This is a genomic window from Paraburkholderia sp., assembly GCF_034668105.1.
Classification (GTDB): Bacteria; Pseudomonadota; Gammaproteobacteria; order Burkholderiales; family Burkholderiaceae; genus Paraburkholderia.
Map to the genome: position 1 here is coordinate 1 of NZ_JAXDPY010000446.1, position 16,257 is coordinate 16,257.

General features: G+C 62.3%; 9 protein-coding genes and 2 pseudogenes. 6 read left to right on the forward strand and 5 right to left on the reverse strand.

Annotated elements, in window-relative coordinates:
- Window positions 1–132: 132 nt before the first annotated feature.
- Entirely contained in the window at window positions 133–1,416 is a 1,284-nt protein-coding gene (locus tag QOC89_RS20020; RefSeq protein WP_323046612.1) for a 4-aminobutyrate--2-oxoglutarate transaminase, read from the reverse strand.
- Between the two features lie 146 nt (window positions 1,417–1,562).
- Here QOC89_RS20020 and QOC89_RS20025 point away from each other — a divergent pair, with 146 nt between their 5' ends.
- Complete coding sequence (locus QOC89_RS20025) at window positions 1,563–3,086, forward strand: PLP-dependent aminotransferase family protein (protein ID WP_323046613.1); 1,524 nt, start codon at window positions 1,563–1,565, stop codon at window positions 3,084–3,086.
- A 104-nt stretch (window positions 3,087–3,190) separates the two neighbouring features.
- On the opposite strand, the gene phnE is transcribed toward QOC89_RS20025, so the two are convergent.
- Genes phnE through phnC form a run of 3 tightly spaced genes read right to left on the reverse strand, consistent with a single transcriptional unit; the run spans window position 3,191 to window position 5,952 of the window.
- Window positions 3,191–4,033, reverse strand: a complete 843-nt coding sequence (phnE, locus tag QOC89_RS20030) for a phosphonate ABC transporter, permease protein PhnE (RefSeq protein WP_323046614.1) — start codon at window positions 4,031–4,033, stop codon at window positions 3,191–3,193.
- Window positions 4,030–5,007, reverse strand: a complete 978-nt coding sequence (gene phnD, locus QOC89_RS20035) for a phosphonate ABC transporter substrate-binding protein (protein ID WP_323046615.1) — start codon at window positions 5,005–5,007, stop codon at window positions 4,030–4,032. Before phnD ends, phnE begins: the two co-directional genes overlap by 4 nt.
- A gap of 42 nt (window positions 5,008–5,049) precedes the next feature.
- Window positions 5,050–5,952, reverse strand: coding sequence for a phosphonate ABC transporter ATP-binding protein (phnC, locus tag QOC89_RS20040; RefSeq protein WP_323046616.1), 903 nt, complete (start codon window positions 5,950–5,952; stop codon window positions 5,050–5,052).
- A 291-nt stretch (window positions 5,953–6,243) separates the two neighbouring features.
- Between phnC and QOC89_RS20045 the strand changes: the two are divergent.
- From QOC89_RS20045 to QOC89_RS20060, 4 genes and pseudogenes are all read left to right on the forward strand, one after another.
- A pseudogene (locus QOC89_RS20045) lies at window positions 6,244–6,597 on the forward strand (M14 family zinc carboxypeptidase); the annotation flags it as partial.
- A gap of 66 nt (window positions 6,598–6,663) precedes the next feature.
- Window positions 6,664–7,439, forward strand: a pseudogene (locus QOC89_RS20050) (alpha/beta fold hydrolase).
- A gap of 158 nt (window positions 7,440–7,597) precedes the next feature.
- Window positions 7,598–12,439 (forward strand): NAD-glutamate dehydrogenase, encoded by a 4,842-nt coding sequence (locus tag QOC89_RS20055; protein WP_323046617.1) that lies wholly within the window; start codon window positions 7,598–7,600, stop codon window positions 12,437–12,439.
- A 145-nt stretch (window positions 12,440–12,584) separates the two neighbouring features.
- Window positions 12,585–13,490 carry a cation diffusion facilitator family transporter gene (locus tag QOC89_RS20060; protein ID WP_323046618.1) on the forward strand — a complete coding sequence of 302 codons (906 nt, stop codon included), beginning with the start codon at window positions 12,585–12,587 and terminating at the stop codon, window positions 13,488–13,490.
- A 107-nt stretch (window positions 13,491–13,597) separates the two neighbouring features.
- On the opposite strand, the gene QOC89_RS20065 is transcribed toward QOC89_RS20060, so the two are convergent.
- The gene (locus QOC89_RS20065; protein WP_323046619.1) at window positions 13,598–14,578 is read right to left on the reverse strand and encodes an aldo/keto reductase; all 981 of its coding nucleotides are present in this window, start codon (window positions 14,576–14,578) and stop codon (window positions 13,598–13,600) included.
- Between the two features lie 296 nt (window positions 14,579–14,874).
- On the opposite strand from QOC89_RS20065, the gene QOC89_RS20070 reads away from it, so the two are divergent.
- Entirely contained in the window at window positions 14,875–15,948 is a 1,074-nt protein-coding gene (locus tag QOC89_RS20070; RefSeq protein WP_323046620.1) for a purine nucleoside permease, read from the forward strand.
- The last annotated feature ends 309 nt before the right edge of the window (window positions 15,949–16,257 follow it).

The following is a 16,257-nucleotide window of genomic DNA, read 5'->3' on the forward strand; positions in this document are numbered from 1 at the left end:
ACGCTAATAGACCACTAAGAAATCAAGGAGAGGCCAAAAAGTCAGATCAAGGAAAGGCCAAAAAAGTCAGATCAAGGAAAGCCCAACGCCATAGGCATACAGAAACAAAGCGCCGCGCTGGCCAAAAAACCATCAAACAGCCACAGCAACACTCTCCTTAAGCACCGCTTCCAAAACCCCGATTGCCTCATCAAAGACGGAGTCTTGAATCGTAAGCGGGAACAAAAACCGCACCACATTCGAATCCACACCACAAACCAGCAACAACAACCCGCGCTCAAGCGCCAACACCTGCACCCGCCTGGTGAAGTCAGCATCCGGCTCCGTCCCACCTGCCTTGCAGAACTCAACCGCGACCATCCCACCCGGCCCGCGCACATCGGTGATCTGCGGAACTTCGCTCTGCAACGCGATCAGCTTCGCCTTGATCCGATCACCCAGAACAGTAGCGCGCTCGCAAAGCTTCTCTTCATCGATGATATCGAGCACAGCATGGGCCGACGCAACCGCCAATGGGTTACCCGCATACGTGCCGCCCAAACCACCAGGCGCCGCCGCATCCATCACGTCAGCTCGTCCAACCACACCCGATAACGGCATGCCGCCCGCGAGGCTCTTGGCCATCGTCATCAGATCAGGCACCACGTCATAGTGATGCATTGCAAACAACTTGCCGGTGCGGGCAAAACCCGTCTGCACTTCATCGGCAATCAGCAAAATGCCGTGCTCATTGCACAGCTTGCGCAGAGCACGCACGAACTCAGCCGGCGCCGGATAGAAACCGCCTTCGCCCTGAACCGGTTCGAAAATAATCGCCGCCACGCGCTTCGGATCGATATCGGCCTTGAACAGAAACTCGATCGCCTTCAGCGAATCGGCCGTCGTCACGCCGTGCAGCGGATTCGGGAACGGCGCATGGAATACGTCCGCCGGGAACGGACCAAAGCCAATCTTGTACGGCGCAACCTTGCCCGTCAGCGCCATGCCCATCATCGTGCGGCCATGGAAGCCGCCCGTGAACGCAATCACGCCCGGACGCCCAGTCGCGGCACGCGCGATCTTGATCGCGTTTTCAACCGCTTCGGCGCCGGTCGTGAAAAACGCGGTTTTCTTCGGGTAGTCGCCCGGCGCGCGCTGGTTGATCTTTTCAGCCAGTTCGACGTACGACGCGTAAGGCACGATCTGATACGCGGTGTGCGTGAAATGATCGAGCTGGTCGCGGATCGCCGCCAGGATCTTCGGGTGCCGGTGGCCCGTGTTGCACACGGCAATACCCGCAGCGAAGTCAATGAAACGCCGGCCTTCGACGTCCCACAACTCGGCGTTCTCGGCGCGCTCGGCGTAGAAATCGCACATCACGCCGACGCCGCGCGGTGTGGCAGCGTCTTTGCGGCTCTTCAGTTCAGCATTCTTCATGGTCGTCTCCTTCGCTCCTCGGTTTTGCGGGCCGCTGGCGGGGGCCGCCTGCGGACGCTGCGCGCTCAGCGCAGCATATGCAGCGACTATAATGAGATTTGGCTCTTAACTTCAGAGCCATTTCAATAAAAATGTAGGAGCCAATCATGCGCGCGAGCGTTTTGTCCGACTGGCTGGCGCAGCGCCTCGACCGTGGCAACGGCCAGCCGATCTATCGTCAGCTGCATCGGCTGTTGCAACAGGCGATCCTGTCGCGCGAATTGCCGGCGGGCAGCAAGGTGCCGTCGTCGCGGCTGCTGGCGCAGGAATTGGGCATCGGGCGCAATACCGTCACACAGGTCTACGAGCAATTGGTGCTCGAAGGCTATGTGAGTTCGGCAACCGGCCGCGGCACGTTCGTCGCCGATAGCGCGCCTGACGAGATCGTCGGCGTGCCCGACGCCGAAGCGCCCGCTGCGGCGCTCGAGTCATTACCCTCGCCGCCGCCACTGCCGTTGCGGGGCAACCGCGCGTTGTCGACGCGTGGCGCGCGGCTCATCGCGGGGGCCGGGGTCTCGAAGCGGCAGTGGGGCGCGTTTATGCCCGGAGTGCCGGATGTCACGAAGTTTCCGGCGCGGGTGTGGAGCCGCCTGCACAACAAGTATTGGCGCCGGCTGCGCCCGGATTTGTTGACTTACGCGCCGGGCGGCGGGTTGGCTTCGTTGCGGCACGCGTTGGCGGACTATCTGCGCACTTCGCGCTCGGTGCGATGTACGCCCGAGCAGATCATCATCACGACCGGCATCCACCAGTCAGTGGATCTGGCTGTGCGTCTACTGTCCGATCCCGGCGATGTGATCTGGACCGAAGACCCTTGCTATTGGGGCGTGCGCAGCGTGCTGCACGTGTCCGGCCTGCAATCGCGGCCGATCGCCGTCGACGAAGAAGGCATCAATCCCTCCGCCGACGATCTTGCGCAGCCGCCGAAGCTGATGCTCGTCACGCCGTCGCATCAATATCCGCTCGGCATGGTGATGAGTCTCGCGCGGCGGCGCATGTTGCTCGAGTACGCGCGGCAGAACCAGTGCTGGATCATCGAGGACGACTACGACAGCGAATACCGCTACGGCAGCCGGCCGCTGGCATCGCTGCAAGGTCTGGATACGTCAGGGCAGGTGATTTACGTGGGCAGCTTCGGCAAGACGCTGTTTCCGGGCTTGCGCATTGGCTACCTCGTCGTGCCCGAAGCGCTGGCCGAGAGCTTTGCGACCGCGAGCGCGGAGTTGTATCGGGAAGGGCAGTTGCTGCAGCAGGCGATGCTCGCTGAGTTCATCGCGGAAGGGCATTTCACGTCGCATATCCGCAAGATGCGCACGCTGTACGGGCAGCGTCGCCAGACCTTGCTGGACGCCGCCGCGCGCCGTTATGGCGATGCGCTGCCGGCGGTGGGCGGCGACGCCGGTTTGCATCTGGTGATGCAATTGCCCGAGGGCAGTGACGACCGCGCGGTGGCTGCCGCGGCGCTCGAGCGCAATATCGTCGTGCGGCCTTTGTCGGGGTATTACGCGCAACCGTCGCTGGCGCCGTCGGGCTTGCTGATCGGCTATGCGTGCGTGCCGGACGAGGAAATCGCGCCGGCTTTCAATACGTTGGCTGAGGCGATTGATGAGAAGCTTGTGCAGTTCGCGTGAGCTTGGGGGGCTCTCACACGCGGACTCCCAGTGCCGCAGCGACGAGGACGGGGGTTGGCGAAATCGCATCTCGCCGCCCCCCGGCACTCAGGAACCGCGAACGGTCACGTCACGCGTTCGCGCAGCCAGGCGGACGCCAGGTCGATCGCCGACACGACCACAATCACCATGATCAACACAGCGGCCGTCTGAGCGTAATCGAACGAGCGGATTGCCTCGTACAGCACCACGCCGATCCCGCCCGCGCCGACCATGCCGACCACCATCGCCGAGCGCACGTTCGATTCGAAGCGATACAACGCGTACGAGATCCACAACGGCAGCACTTGCGGCAGTACGCCGTAAATGATTTCGTCGAGACTGGTCGCGCCGGTGGCGCGCACGCCTTCGGCCGGACGCGGATCGATTGCCTCGACCGCTTCGGCGAAGAGCTTGGCGAGCACGCCGGTGGTGTGGACCCACAACGCCAGCACGCCGGCGAACGGACCCAGTCCCACCGCGACGATGAACAGCATCGCGAAGACCATTTCATTGATCGCGCGGCACGCATCCATCAAACGGCGCATCGGTTGCACGACCCACATCGGCGCCATGTTGTGCGCGGACATCAGACCGCACGGCACCGCGCATACCAGCGAGAGCGCCGAGCCCCACACCGCCACCGAGAGCGTCACCATCATCTCGTGCAAATAGCTGCGCCATTCGGTGAAGTCCGGCGGGAAGAAGTCCTTGGCGAACTCGCCCATGTTGCCGGAGTCGGAGAGCAGGTCCCACGGCCGCATATCGGCGCCGTGCCACGCGCCACCCAACACGGCAAGCACGGCGATCCAGCCGATGAGCGACAGCCAGCTGCGCTTGCCCGCGGCGGGGGCGGCAGCGCGTGCCGTCTGCGCGGCAAGCGCTTCGCTCGCACGCGCGGGCGACGTGATCAGATCAGCCGAGTTCATTGCTTGGCGACGGCAGTGTTGAGTGCGTTCAGCTGCGCATCGAGCGCGGCCAGCTGGGTCTTGCGCTCGCCGTCGGAAAGATGCGTATCGCTCTCGACCTTCTGCTTCTGCTGGAACAACGCGACCTGGCGAATCGGCAACAACTGCTCATTCGTCGATGCGGCGAAGCCCGCGTAACCGGTAATCGCGGCCATCACCGCCTTTTCATGCGGATCGGTCTTCCCATAGTTCACGAAGAAGTTGCGGATCTTGTCCTTGGTGGCTTGCGGCAGGTCCTTGCGCCACACCAGCGGGTCGGACGGAATCAGCGGCGAGGTCCACAGCACGCGCACTTGCGCGAATTTGTCCGGATGCTGCTGCTTCAGCGTGTCGAGCATTTCGCTGTTGTTGGTCGCGATGTCGATCTTGTTGTTCACCACGGCCAGAAGATTCGCTTCGTGGCTCGACGGCAGCACCGTCTTGAACGACGTGTTGACCGGCGTGTTGTGTTTGGAGAACAGGTAATAGCCAGGGATCAGCGTGCCCGACGTGGAGTTCGGATCGCCGAAACCGAGGTTAACGTCCTTCGTATTCTTGAACACGTCGTCGAGCGTCTTGAAGCGGCTGTTCACGTTCGTGATCAGCACGGAGTAATAGCCGGCATTGCCGTTCGCATACAGCACCTTCGCGAACACTTCGCCTTGCGAGCGATCCACTGCTTCGATCGCCGACGCATTGCCGAAATAGCCGACCTGTACCTTGTTAAAGCGCATGCCTTCGATGATGCCGGCGTAGTCGGTCGCGAAGAACGCTTTGACGTTCAGGCCGGTCTGCTTGTTCATGTCGTCGATCAGCGGTTCCCAGCGCTGTTTCAGCACGGAGGACGAATCGGTCGAGATGATGCCGAGATTGATGTCCTCGGCTTGTGCGGTGGCGACGCAGGCGAATGCGGCCGCGCCGACGGTCAGCGTGATCAATGAACGCAGGAATTTCATCGCTTTGAGGTCCGGTTGAGTAAACAGAATGAATGGGCGCGCTTAGCTCGAGTGCGCCGGTTTGAGGGCGAACGCATAACGCGTCGAGGCGGGTACGGGGTCTTGTGTCGTGGTGCCGGTGTTGCCGGCCGTATCAGCGGCATTGCTTTCGGCGGCGTCCTGATCGAGCAGTTCGCGGGCGTCGTCGCCGTAGAGTTTCTTGAGCAGGGAGGGCGTAAGCGCGGTGGAAGGGCCGTCGTAGACCACCTTGCCGTGTCGCAACGCAACCGTGCGCGGGCAATACTGCATCGCGATATCGACCTGGTGCAGCGAGACCAGTACCGTCAGTTGATGCTCGACGTTGAGCGTGCGCAGCATTTCCATCACCCGGCGCGACGATTCGGGATCGAGCGAGGCGATCGGTTCGTCGGCGAGTACGATGCGCGCGCGCTGCACCAGCGCACGCGCCAAGGCCGCGCGTTGCTGCTGGCCGCCCGAGAGGTTGGCGGCGCGTTCGCGCGCATGGCTGCCGATGCCGACTTCGTTGAGCGCGGCCAGCGAGAGCGCCCGCTCGGCAGCAGGAAAGCGTCCGGTGAGACGGCGCCACAAAGGCAGCCGCGCGAGCGCGCCGATCAACACGTTGCTCTCCACGGAAAGCCGGTTCACCAGATTGAATTGCTGGAACACGAAGCCGATATCGCGGCGAATGCTGCGCACTTCCCGCACGATGCGGCCGTTCTGCTGGATCGGCCGGCCGAGAATCGCGATCTGCGAGGGCTGCGCGTCCGAGGGCGTAAAGCCCGCGATATGGCGCAGCAGCGTCGACTTGCCCGAACCCGAGGCACCGATCAACGCAACCATTTCGCCCGGCTCGACACGCAGATCGATTTCGTCCAGCGCCTTGCGGCCGTTGCCGAACGTCTTGCTCAACCGTTCGATACGAATTGCTTCCCGAATTTCTTCCATAAATACCCCTGGATGCATCCGGCCATTGCCGGCATGTGTGGAGCACATTCTAGGAAGCGACTGTGACGGTTGAGTGAAGGTGTCGCAACGTCTAGACGACTATATCTTCGTGTGTCACTTTTGCGTCGCGAAAAAGTCGGATAGAAGTCATCCGTTCGAATGGAAAGTGACACACGTATGACACGATCTGCCTCGGGAACCACCAGCTATGCATGACCGCCGGCAGCCAGGCTATATTGCGTCATCCGGCGTGCCGTCCCCAATAACCTTGCAGTTTCTTTCGACGTCGTCATGCAGCCTTTGAGCTTTCTTCCCGACAGTTTTGCGGAGTACGAAGATCTCAAGACGATCCTCGATCAGGGCAGCGCCAGCTTCGAGATCCGCACTGTCTGCGAAACGACGGTGCGTGGCCGGCAATTCGCCGTGCACACAGCGAGCATCGGTTCGACCGACCCGCTCGCACCGGCGATTGGTTTTTTTGCCGGCATTCACGGGCTCGAACGGATCGGCTCGCAACTCGTGCTCGACTACATGCGCACGCTGCTCGCGCGGCTGGAATGGGACGAACTGCTGGTGCGGCAGTTGCAATCGATTCGTCTGATCTTTATGCCGACCGTCAATCCGGGCGGCATGTGGGTGGCTACCGCAAGGCACTCGTCGCGAGCAATTGCTGCATAGCGCGATCGACCACTGGGCCAAACCGGAAGCGCAATGAACACGTGGATTCTGCTGTGTGGACTGACGCGCGAAACACGCCATTGGGGGCGTTTGCCGGGCTTGCTGCGCGAGGCGCCCGGCATCGACCGGCTGTTGCTGCTCGATCTGCCCGGCAACGGCGAGTTCGCGAACTTGCCCGCACCGGCGGCGGCGAGGATATGGTGGGCTTCGTGCGGATTGCTGCGCTGCAAAGCGGAGCGGCAGCGCCCTACCGCGTGCTGGCGATGTCGCTGGGCGGCATGGTCGCGACCGCTTGGGCGCAACGGCATCCCGGCGAGATCGAGCGGCTCGTGCTGATCAATACGAGCATGCGTCCGTTCAGCCGCATGCACGAGCGCTTGCGTCCCTCCGCATGGCCGGGCCTGCTGGGCGTGGCGGCCCACTGGCGTGACGCGCGGCGCGCGGAAAGCGGCATTCATCGGCTGACGTGCAATAACGTCGAAACGCTCGACGCGGATCTCGAGGCATGGAGCGAGATTCGCCGCAGCGCGCCGGTGAGCCGCGGCAATGCGTCGCGGCAGCTTTGGGCCGCCGCGCGCTTCAGTGCGGCGCCCGCGAAGCCGCGTTGCCCGTTACTGATTCTTTCTTCACGCGCGGACAAGCTGGTCGATCCGGTGTGTTCGGTCAAACTCGCGGCGGCGTGGCGCGCAGCGCATCGCGAGCATCAATGAGCCGGTCACGACCTGCCGCACGACGACCCGGCGTGGACCAGCGAACAGGTTCACGCGTGGCTGATAGATGAGGCCGGTGAGCCGAAAGCCGCGCTTTAAACAGACGGCGGCACTGCCGCAGCGCTGCCACGGGCAACGGGTATAACCCAGGTGAGCTCGCGCATCGCTTTCCGGGACGGCAGGCGCATAATCCCCGTTCAGACGATGCATGCGAATCAAGCGATACTCGCTATTGCCGCCCGCCGGGGGAGTTGATCATGCAAGCAAAGAATGAAGAAGCCGTCACGCACCTGCTAAACGATGTCGTTGAATTTGCACGTGGGCGTTTGCCGGAGCCGACCTTCAACGTCGTCGAACCGTTCTTGCGGCGCTACTACGATTTCGTCGATGCCGACGATCTGCAGAGCCGCTCGATCGCCGATCTTTATGGCGCGGCGCTCGCGCACTGGCAAACCGCGCAGCGCTTCGTACCCGGCAGCGAACGGCTGCGCGTCTACAACCCGATACTCGAACAGCACGGCTGGCATTCCGATCATACGGTGATCGAGATCGTCAACGACGATATGCCGTTTCTGGTCGATTCGGTGTCAATGGCGGTCAATCGCCTGGGGCTCGCGCTGCATTCCGTCGTGCATCCGGTATTCCGCATCTGGCGCGGACCGGATGGCAGCATCGCGCGCGTCGGTCAGGGCGCCGAAGAGGCCGCCGACACGCGCTCGCAGCTCGCCTCGTTCATTCACTTCGAAGTCGACCGTTGCGGCGACGCAGCGAAGCTCGACGCGTTGCGTGAGGAGATCGCGAAGGTGTTGCGCGACGTGCGCGCGGCGGTAGAAGACTGGCCGAAGATCGTCGAACTCGCGCGCCTGACCATCAAAGGGATGAAGGTCGGCGAGGCGGGGCCCGAAGGTCTCGAAGCCCGGGCGTTTCTCGAATGGATGGTGGCCGATCATTTCACCTTTCTCGGCCAGCGCGATTATGAACTCGTGCAACAGGACACCGGCTTCGGCTTGCGCGCGGTGCCGGGCTCCGGCCTCGGCATTCTGCGTGACGCGCTGCGTCCCGAAGGCGCCGCTGAAGTCACGCCATTGCCGCCGGCGGCCGCCGATATCATCGCCGGCTCTTCGCCGATCTTTCTGACCAAGGCCAACTCGCGCGCGACGGTGCATCGGCCGGGCTATCTGGATTACGTCGGCATCAAGCTGACCGGTGCGGACGGCAAGGTGACCGGCGAGCGGCGTTTCATCGGCCTGTATACGTCGACCGCGTATCTGGTGTCGGCCGCGGAGATTCCTATTGTGCGGCGCAAATGCGCGAACATCGTGCGGCGGGCCGGTTTCCTGCCGAAGGGTCATCTGGCCAAATCTCTGGTGACGGTGCTCGAAACCTATCCGCGCGACGAACTGTTTCAGGCCGACGAAAACCAGCTCTACGATATCGCGCTCGGCGTGCTGCGTTTGCAGGAACATCAGCGCACGCGGCTGTTCGTGCGGCGCGACCGTTTCGACCGCTTCGTGTCGTGTCTCGTGTTCGTTCCGCGCGACAAGTACAACACCGATCTGCGGCAGCGCATTGCCAACCTGCTGGCCGATTCATTCAATGGGGAAAGTGTCGAGTTCACGCCGCTGTTGTCGGAGTCGACCCTCGCGCGCATTCACTTCGTCGTGCATGCAAAGCCGGGTGGCATGCCCACTGTCGATACACGTGAGCTCGAAGCGCGCCTCGTGCATGTCACGCGCCGCTGGCAGGACGATCTTGCCGATGCATTACTCGACGCATTCGGCGAGGAGCAGGGCAACCGTCTCCTGCAACACTATGCGGATTCGTTTCCGCCGGGCTATCGCGACGATTATCCGGCGCGTACGGCCGTGCGCGATATCGAGCTGATCGAACGCGTGCAGGGCAGCGAGCGGCTCGCGATGAACCTGTACCGCCCGATCGAAGCCGGGCCGCGCGCGTTTCGCTTCAAGGTTTATCGCGCTGGCTCGCCCATCGCGTTGTCGCGCAGTTTGCCGATGCTCGAACATCTCGGTGTGCGTGTCGACGAAGAGCGGCCTTATCTGATCGAAGCGCCCGACGCCACGCCCGCGTGGATTCACGACTTCGGCCTCGAACTCGCGGACGACGCGGAGTTCGATATCGAACGCGTGAAGGATCTATTCGAAGACGCGTTCGAACAGGTGTGGACCGGCGGAATCGAAAGCGACGATTTCAACCGCCTGGTGTTGCGCGCGCAACTGAATGCGCGCGAGGTGACGATTCTGCGTGCCTATGCCAAGTACTTGCGGCAAGTGGGCTCGACCTTTAGCGACGCGTATATCGAACGCGCGGTGACCGGCAATCCGGCGATTGCCCGTATGCTCGTTGAGCTATTCATCGCGCGCTTCGATCCCGTGCTCGGCGAAACGCGCGAGGGGCGCGTCGACGGCTGGCTGAAGACGATCGACAGCGCGCTCGATCAGGTGCCGAATCTCGATGAGGACCGGATACTCCGGCAGTTCCTCGGTGTCATCAAGGCCACGCAGCGCACGAACTACTATCGTTTCGACGCCGACGGTCATCCGAAACCGTATCTGTCATTCAAGTTCAATCCCGCGCAAGTGCCCGGTTTGCCTGAACCGAAACCGATGTTCGAAATCTGGGTGTATTCGCCGCGGGTGGAAGGCGTGCATTTGCGCGGCGGCCGCGTTGCGCGCGGCGGGCTGCGCTGGTCGGATCGCCGGGAGGACTTCCGCACGGAAGTGCTCGGGCTGATGAAGGCGCAGATGGTGAAGAACGTGGTGATCGTGCCGGTCGGCTCGAAGGGCGGCTTCGTCGTGAAGAACCCGCCGCCGCAGACGGAACGCGATGCGTGGATGCGTGAAGGCATCGCCTGCTATCAGACGTTCCTGCGCGGCCTGCTCGATTTGACCGACAACCTCGCGAGCACGGCGGTGGTGCCGCCGCCGGATGTGGTGCGTCACGACCCCGACGATCCCTATCTGGTCGTCGCTGCCGACAAAGGCACGGCCACCTTCTCCGATTACGCGAACGCGATCTCGCAGGAATATGGTTTCTGGCTCGACGACGCCTTCGCGTCGGGTGGTTCAGTCGGTTACGACCACAAGAAAATGGCGATCACGGCGCGCGGCGCGTGGGAGTCGGTCAAGCGGCATTTCCGTGAAATGGGCATCGATACGCAAACCACCGACTTTACGGTGGTGGGCGTCGGCGATATGTCGGGCGATGTGTTTGGCAACGGCATGCTGCTGTCGCCGCATATCAAACTGGTCGCCGCGTTCGATCATCGGCATATCTTTCTCGATCCGAATCCCGATCCGGCGGTAAGCCTTGCCGAACGCGGGCGCCTGTTCGTTCTGGATCGGTCGAGTTGGGCCGACTACGATCCTTCGCTGATCTCGGCGGGCGGCGGCGTGTTTCCGCGCTCGGCCAAGGCGATTCCGCTGTCGCCGGCGGTGCAGTCGGTGCTTGGCATCAGCGCGCCGGCGCTCGCGCCCGCTGAACTGATGCGCGCTATTTTGCAGGCGCCGGTCGATCTGCTCTACAACGGCGGCATCGGCACCTATGTGAAGGCGAGCCGCGAAACCCAGTTGCAGGTCGGCGACCGCGCCAACGATGCGATCCGTGTCAATGGTGCCGACCTGCACTGCAAGGTCGTGGCGGAAGGCGGCAATCTCGGTCTCACGCAACTCGGGCGCATTGAATTCGCGCAGCGCGGCGGCCGCATCAATACCGATGCGATCGACAACTCCGCGGGTGTCGACTGTTCGGACCACGAGGTCAACATCAAGATTCTGCTGGGCCTCGTCGTCGCCGACGGTGAAATGACCGAGAAGCAGCGCAATGCACTGCTCGCGGAAATGACCGATGAAGTCGGCTTGCTCGTGTTGCAGGACAACTATTACCAGACCCAGGCGCTCTCGATCGCGGGCCGCTACGGCGTCGAATTGCTCGATGCCGAAGCTCGGTTGATGCGTTACCTCGAACGCGCGGGGCGCCTCAACCGCGTAATCGAATTCCTGCCGACCGACGAGGAAGTCGCGGAACGCCAGGCCGCGAAACAAGGGCTGACCACGCCCGAGCGCGCGGTGCTGCTTGCCTATAGCAAGATGTGGTTGTACGACGCGCTGCTCGAATCGTCGATGCCGGAAGACCCGCTCGTCAGCGACATGCTGATCGAGTACTTTCCGAAGCCGTTGCGGCAACGCTTTAGCGAACCGATGCAACGCCACCCGCTGCGGCGCGAAATCCTTGCCACGCATTTGACCAATGCGCTGGTGAATCGCGTGGGCTGCGAGTTCGTGCATCGCCTGATGGAAGAGACCGATGCGAAGCCCGGCGATATTGTGCGGGCTTGCATCATGGCGCGCGACGTGTTCGATCTCGACGACGTGTGGCGCAGTATCGACGCGCTCGATAACCGTGTCGCCGACGATGTGCAGGCGCGGATGTTCGTTGAAGTGGCGCGGCTCGTCGAACGCTCGGCGCTGTGGTTCCTGCGGCACTTGCAATCGGGCGCGATCAGCGACGGCGATGTCGCCGGTTTGCTTGCACGTTGCCGCGACGCGGCGCAGCGCCTCGCTGCGCAATGGCCCGTGCTGCTGCCCGCCGCCGATCTCGAGGCGCTGTCGGAGCGGCAACGGGTGCTCGTGGACGCGGGCGTCGATAGCGAACTGGCGGTGCGGATCGCGAGCGGCGAAATCTCGGCGGCCTTGCTCGACATCGCCGAGGTGGCATCGACCTGCGGGCGCAGTCTCGAACTCGCGGCGGGCGTCTACTTCGCGCTCGGCACGCTGCTGAACTACAGCTGGATCAGCGAGCGCGCGGCGGCGCTGTCGACACCCACGCACTGGGACATGCTGGCGCGCGCCACGGCGCTGGCCGAACTTGCCCGCCTGAAACGCGCGTTGACCACGAGCGTTCTGGCCGGCGCGGATGAAGCGTCGACGCCGGATGCCTTGGTCCAGACGTGGCGCGAGAAGCGCGCCGTGCAACTGGAGCGCTATGCGCGCCTGCTTGCCGACCTGCGGGCCACGGGCGGTGCGAGCCTGTCGATGCTGCTGGTGATCGTGCGGGAGATGGCCGCGCTGGAGCGCGCATAACACGACGCGAGGCCGGCCAGGGGAACCGTTGCAGAATACGGTGCAAAACAGCGCCGGGGTTGGACGCATGCCGTCTGGCATGTCCATAATACGAACTACTGCCAACCGAAAGCGTTCTGCAAACTCACGGATCCCCTCCACGACGATGAAAGAAGAATCGCCGAAAGCCATTTTCTATGCGCTCGCCGCCAACCTCGGCATCGCCATCTGCAAGTTCGCTGCGGCCACCTTCACCGGCTCCGGCTCGATGTTCGCCGAAGCCATTCACTCGACCGCCGACTGCGGTAACCAGCTGCTGCTGCTGTTCGGCCTGAGCGAGGCGCGCAAACCGGCGAGTCCGTTGCATCCCATGGGCAGTGGCCGCGAGATCAATTTCTATTCGTTGCTGGTGGCACTGCTGCTGTTCTTTGTCGGCGGCGCGTTTTCGGTGTACGAGGGTGTGCATCGTCTGTTTGTGCGCGAGCCGTTGCAGTATGCGTATGTGGCGCTGCTCGTGCTTGGCGTTTCGGTGGTGCTGGAAGCCCTTTCGTTGTGGGGGGCGGTCAAGGAAATCCGCAAGACGCACCCCGACACAAGCATGTGGCGCTGGTTTCGCGAAACGCGCGAGTCCGAGCTGCTGGTGGTGGCGGGCGAGGACATCGCCGCGTTAGCGGGTCTCGCGATGGCTTTCGTCGCCGTGCTGCTGACCATGGTGACCGGCAATCCCGTCTATGACGCACTGGGTTCCATCGGCGTGGGTGTGTTGCTGATGGTAATTGCGTGGCTGGTGGCGCGCGAGGTGAAGTCGATGATCGTCGGCGAATCGGCGAGCCCGGAAGTGCGCCGCGCGATCGAGGCGCATTTGCGCGCGCGCGCCGAGATTCGCGGCATCATCAACATGATTACGCTGCAGTGGGGCCGTCACGTGGTGGTGGCGGTGCAGGCGGAAATGGTCGACTACGCGAGTGGCCGCGCGATGGTCGATGCAATCAATGTGATCGAAGCGGACTTGCAAGCGGCGTTTCCGCAAGTGCGCTGGGTGTTTTTTGAACCGGACGTGCCGCGGGGTTGATGTTTTAGCTTGTCTGGCGAGGCACGCCGGTACATTGAAGGCCGGCGGATTTCACATCGGTCTGGGTTCAGACTTTTGCGTCCTCCGCCGGTGGGCGCAGTGGCCGCTTATTTGAAACCGGCCACTGCATGCGGCACATACAGTTCTTCCAGTTGACGGATTTCGTCCGCGCTCAGATTCAGCGACAGCGCCGCGACCGCATCGTCCAGATGATGCAGCTTGGTCGCACCGACGATCGGCGCGGTGATCGGCTTCTTCTGCAACACCCATGCTAGCGCGACTTGCGCACGCGGCACGCCGCGCTCCTTGGCGATCTGACTCACCCGTTCGACGATTCGCCGATCCGCGTCTTCGGTATGCGCATATAACGTGCGGCCGAATTCGTCGGTCTCCGAGCGTGCGCTTTCGGTGTTCCAGTCGCGCGTCAGGCGTCCGCGTGCCAGCGGGCTCCACGGAATCACACCGATGCCTTCGCTTTCGCACAGCGGCAGCATCTCGCGCTCTTCTTCGCGATACAGCAGGTTCACGTAGTTCTGCATCGTCACGAAGCGCGTCCAGCCGTGGCTTTCGGCCACATGCAACGCCTTGGCGAACTGCCACGCATACATCGACGATGCGCCGATATAGCGCGCCTTGCCGGCCTTCACGACGTCGTGCAGCGCTTCCATGGTTTCTTCGATCGGCGTGCCGTAGTCCCAGCGATGGATCTGATACAGATCGACGTAATCCGTCCCGAGGCGCCGCAGGCTGTTGTCGATTTCCGCCATGATCGCCTTGCGCGACAGACCTGCGCCGTTCTGACCCGGATGCATGCGGCCATGGACCTTGGTAGCCAGCACGATTTCGTCGCGCTTCGCAAAGTCCTTCAGCGCGCGGCCGACGATTTCCTCGCTGGTGCCGTCTGAGTAGACGTTGGCGGTATCGAAGAAATTGATGCCGTGGTCGAGTGCCTGCTTGATGAAGGGACGCGCCGCTTCATCGTCGAGCGACCAGGGGTGGGTACCGCGAGCGGGCACGCCATAGCTCATACAGCCGAGACAAAGACGCGATACATCGAGGCCGGTGCGGCCGAGTTTCACATAATCCATCGTGGTGCTCCTGGGTTGAAGTGCACAAACGCGGTGCGTGCTGAGGCCCTCCATTATAGAAACGGTTGCATCGACGTGCTGGCGGCCTCGCAGGCGGCTCGAACGTGCCGCGTTCGTGCCTCGCTTGCCTCGCTTGCATCCCGGTTGCGTCGTGCGCGGGCAGGTCGCCGGCGTTCCATGGCGGCAGTATGCGGCAACCCGTAGTGGCAAATAATTTCTTCGCACCTATACTTCTTTCGGTTTAAAAGCAGCACCTTTTCCCAATCCGCATCACAGGCAAAAAAGGAAGGATCGCGATGCTGACTCGCACACTTGGCGCAACCTGCGCAATGACGCTCGCGGCTTGCGCCGCGTTCACATCCGGGCCCGCCAGCGCGGACGACAACGACGGTTTCTCGCAAGGCGATGGCGGCTCGCATGGGCGGCCGGTCAAGGTGATGATCGTTTCGATGTTTGGGCCGGAGGGGCAGGTGTGGCTCGATCGGCTGGGGCCATGGCGTGAGATTCCGGTGGATGGCCTGTCGCCCGATTACCCGACGGTTCATTGCAACAAACAGGAGGTGTGTGTCATGACCACGGGGATGGGGCATACCAATGCTGCCGCGTCGATCATGGCGTTGACCTTCTCGCCGCGTTTCGATTTACGGCATACGTATTTTATGGTTGCGGGGATTGCCGGGATCGATCCGCAGCAGGGTACGGTGGGATCCGCCGCGTGGGCGAAGTATCTGGTCGACTTTGGGATTCAGTGGGAGATCGACGGGCGGGAGATTCCGCCTGGCTGGAATACCGGGTACCTTGGGATCAATACCACGAGTCCGACGGACAAGCCGCCGCTTGATTATCGGACGGAGGTGTTTCAGTTGAACCCCCAGCTTGCCGATACGGCGTTTGCCTTGTCGCGTAGCGTTGTGCTTTCCGACGATGCTCAGGCTCAGGCTGCGCGGGCCAAGTATTCTTATGCGCCGGCGAATCGGCCGCCTGCTGTGATTCAATGCGATACGCTGGCCGGGGACACGTGGTGGTCAGGGACGCTGCTTGGGCAGCGGGCACGCGATTGGACCAAAATATTGACTGATAACAAGGGGGTTTATTGCACGACGCAGCAGGAGGATAACGCTACGTATGAGGCGCTTAAGCGCGCGGCCTCGGTGCATAAGGTGGATTTGAATCGCGTTGCGGTGCTGCGGGCTGGGTCTGATTTTGATCGGCCTTATGATGGGCAGACTAGTGCGGATAATTTGCTGAACTATGCTGCGCAAGGGGGTTTTACGATCGCTATTGAGAATTTGTTTAGGAGTGGGAATCCGGTTGTGCAGGATATTGTTATGCATTGGGGGGAGTGGAAGGAGGGGGTGCCGAAAAGGTGATAAAAATGGGTTTTTTTGCCTGCGCGGCGCTTGGGTGTTTGCCTGCGGTGTTGGCTTTTTAGTGGTTTTTTTGCCAGCTGGGCGCTTAGTTTCTGGGTGCATGCGGTGTGGGCCTTTCCTTGATTTGTTATTGGTCTATTGGCGTCGACGGGAGTGTCTGTGTGCCTACGGCGTTGGCCTTTCCTTGATTTGTTATCGGTCTATTAGCGTCGCCCCTGTGCGGGGCAGGCACCTACTTTTCTTTGCCTGCCGCAAAGAAAAGTAGGCAAAAGAAAGCGGCTCAAACCGCTAACTCTTAAGCGGGTCCCC

Excerpts from the sequence above, each read along its gene's own strand:
- phnD (WP_323046615.1), bottom strand. The coding sequence starts at position 5,007 with ATGAAATTCCTGCGTTCATTGATCACGCTGACCGTCGGCGCGGCCGCA.
- QOC89_RS20055 (WP_323046617.1), top strand. The coding sequence starts at position 7,598 with ATGCAAGCAAAGAATGAAGAAGCCGTCACGCACCTGCTAAACGATGTC.
- QOC89_RS20065 (WP_323046619.1), bottom strand. The coding sequence starts at position 14,578 with ATGGATTATGTGAAACTCGGCCGCACCGGCCTCGATGTATCGCGTCTT.
- QOC89_RS20025 (WP_323046613.1), top strand. The coding sequence starts at position 1,563 with ATGCGCGCGAGCGTTTTGTCCGACTGGCTGGCGCAGCGCCTCGACCGT.
- phnE (WP_323046614.1), bottom strand. The coding sequence starts at position 4,033 with ATGAACTCGGCTGATCTGATCACGTCGCCCGCGCGTGCGAGCGAAGCG.
- QOC89_RS20020 (WP_323046612.1), bottom strand. The coding sequence starts at position 1,416 with ATGAAGAATGCTGAACTGAAGAGCCGCAAAGACGCTGCCACACCGCGC.
- QOC89_RS20070 (WP_323046620.1), top strand. The coding sequence starts at position 14,875 with ATGCTGACTCGCACACTTGGCGCAACCTGCGCAATGACGCTCGCGGCT.
- phnC (WP_323046616.1), bottom strand. The coding sequence starts at position 5,952 with ATGGAAGAAATTCGGGAAGCAATTCGTATCGAACGGTTGAGCAAGACG.
- QOC89_RS20060 (WP_323046618.1), top strand. The coding sequence starts at position 12,585 with ATGAAAGAAGAATCGCCGAAAGCCATTTTCTATGCGCTCGCCGCCAAC.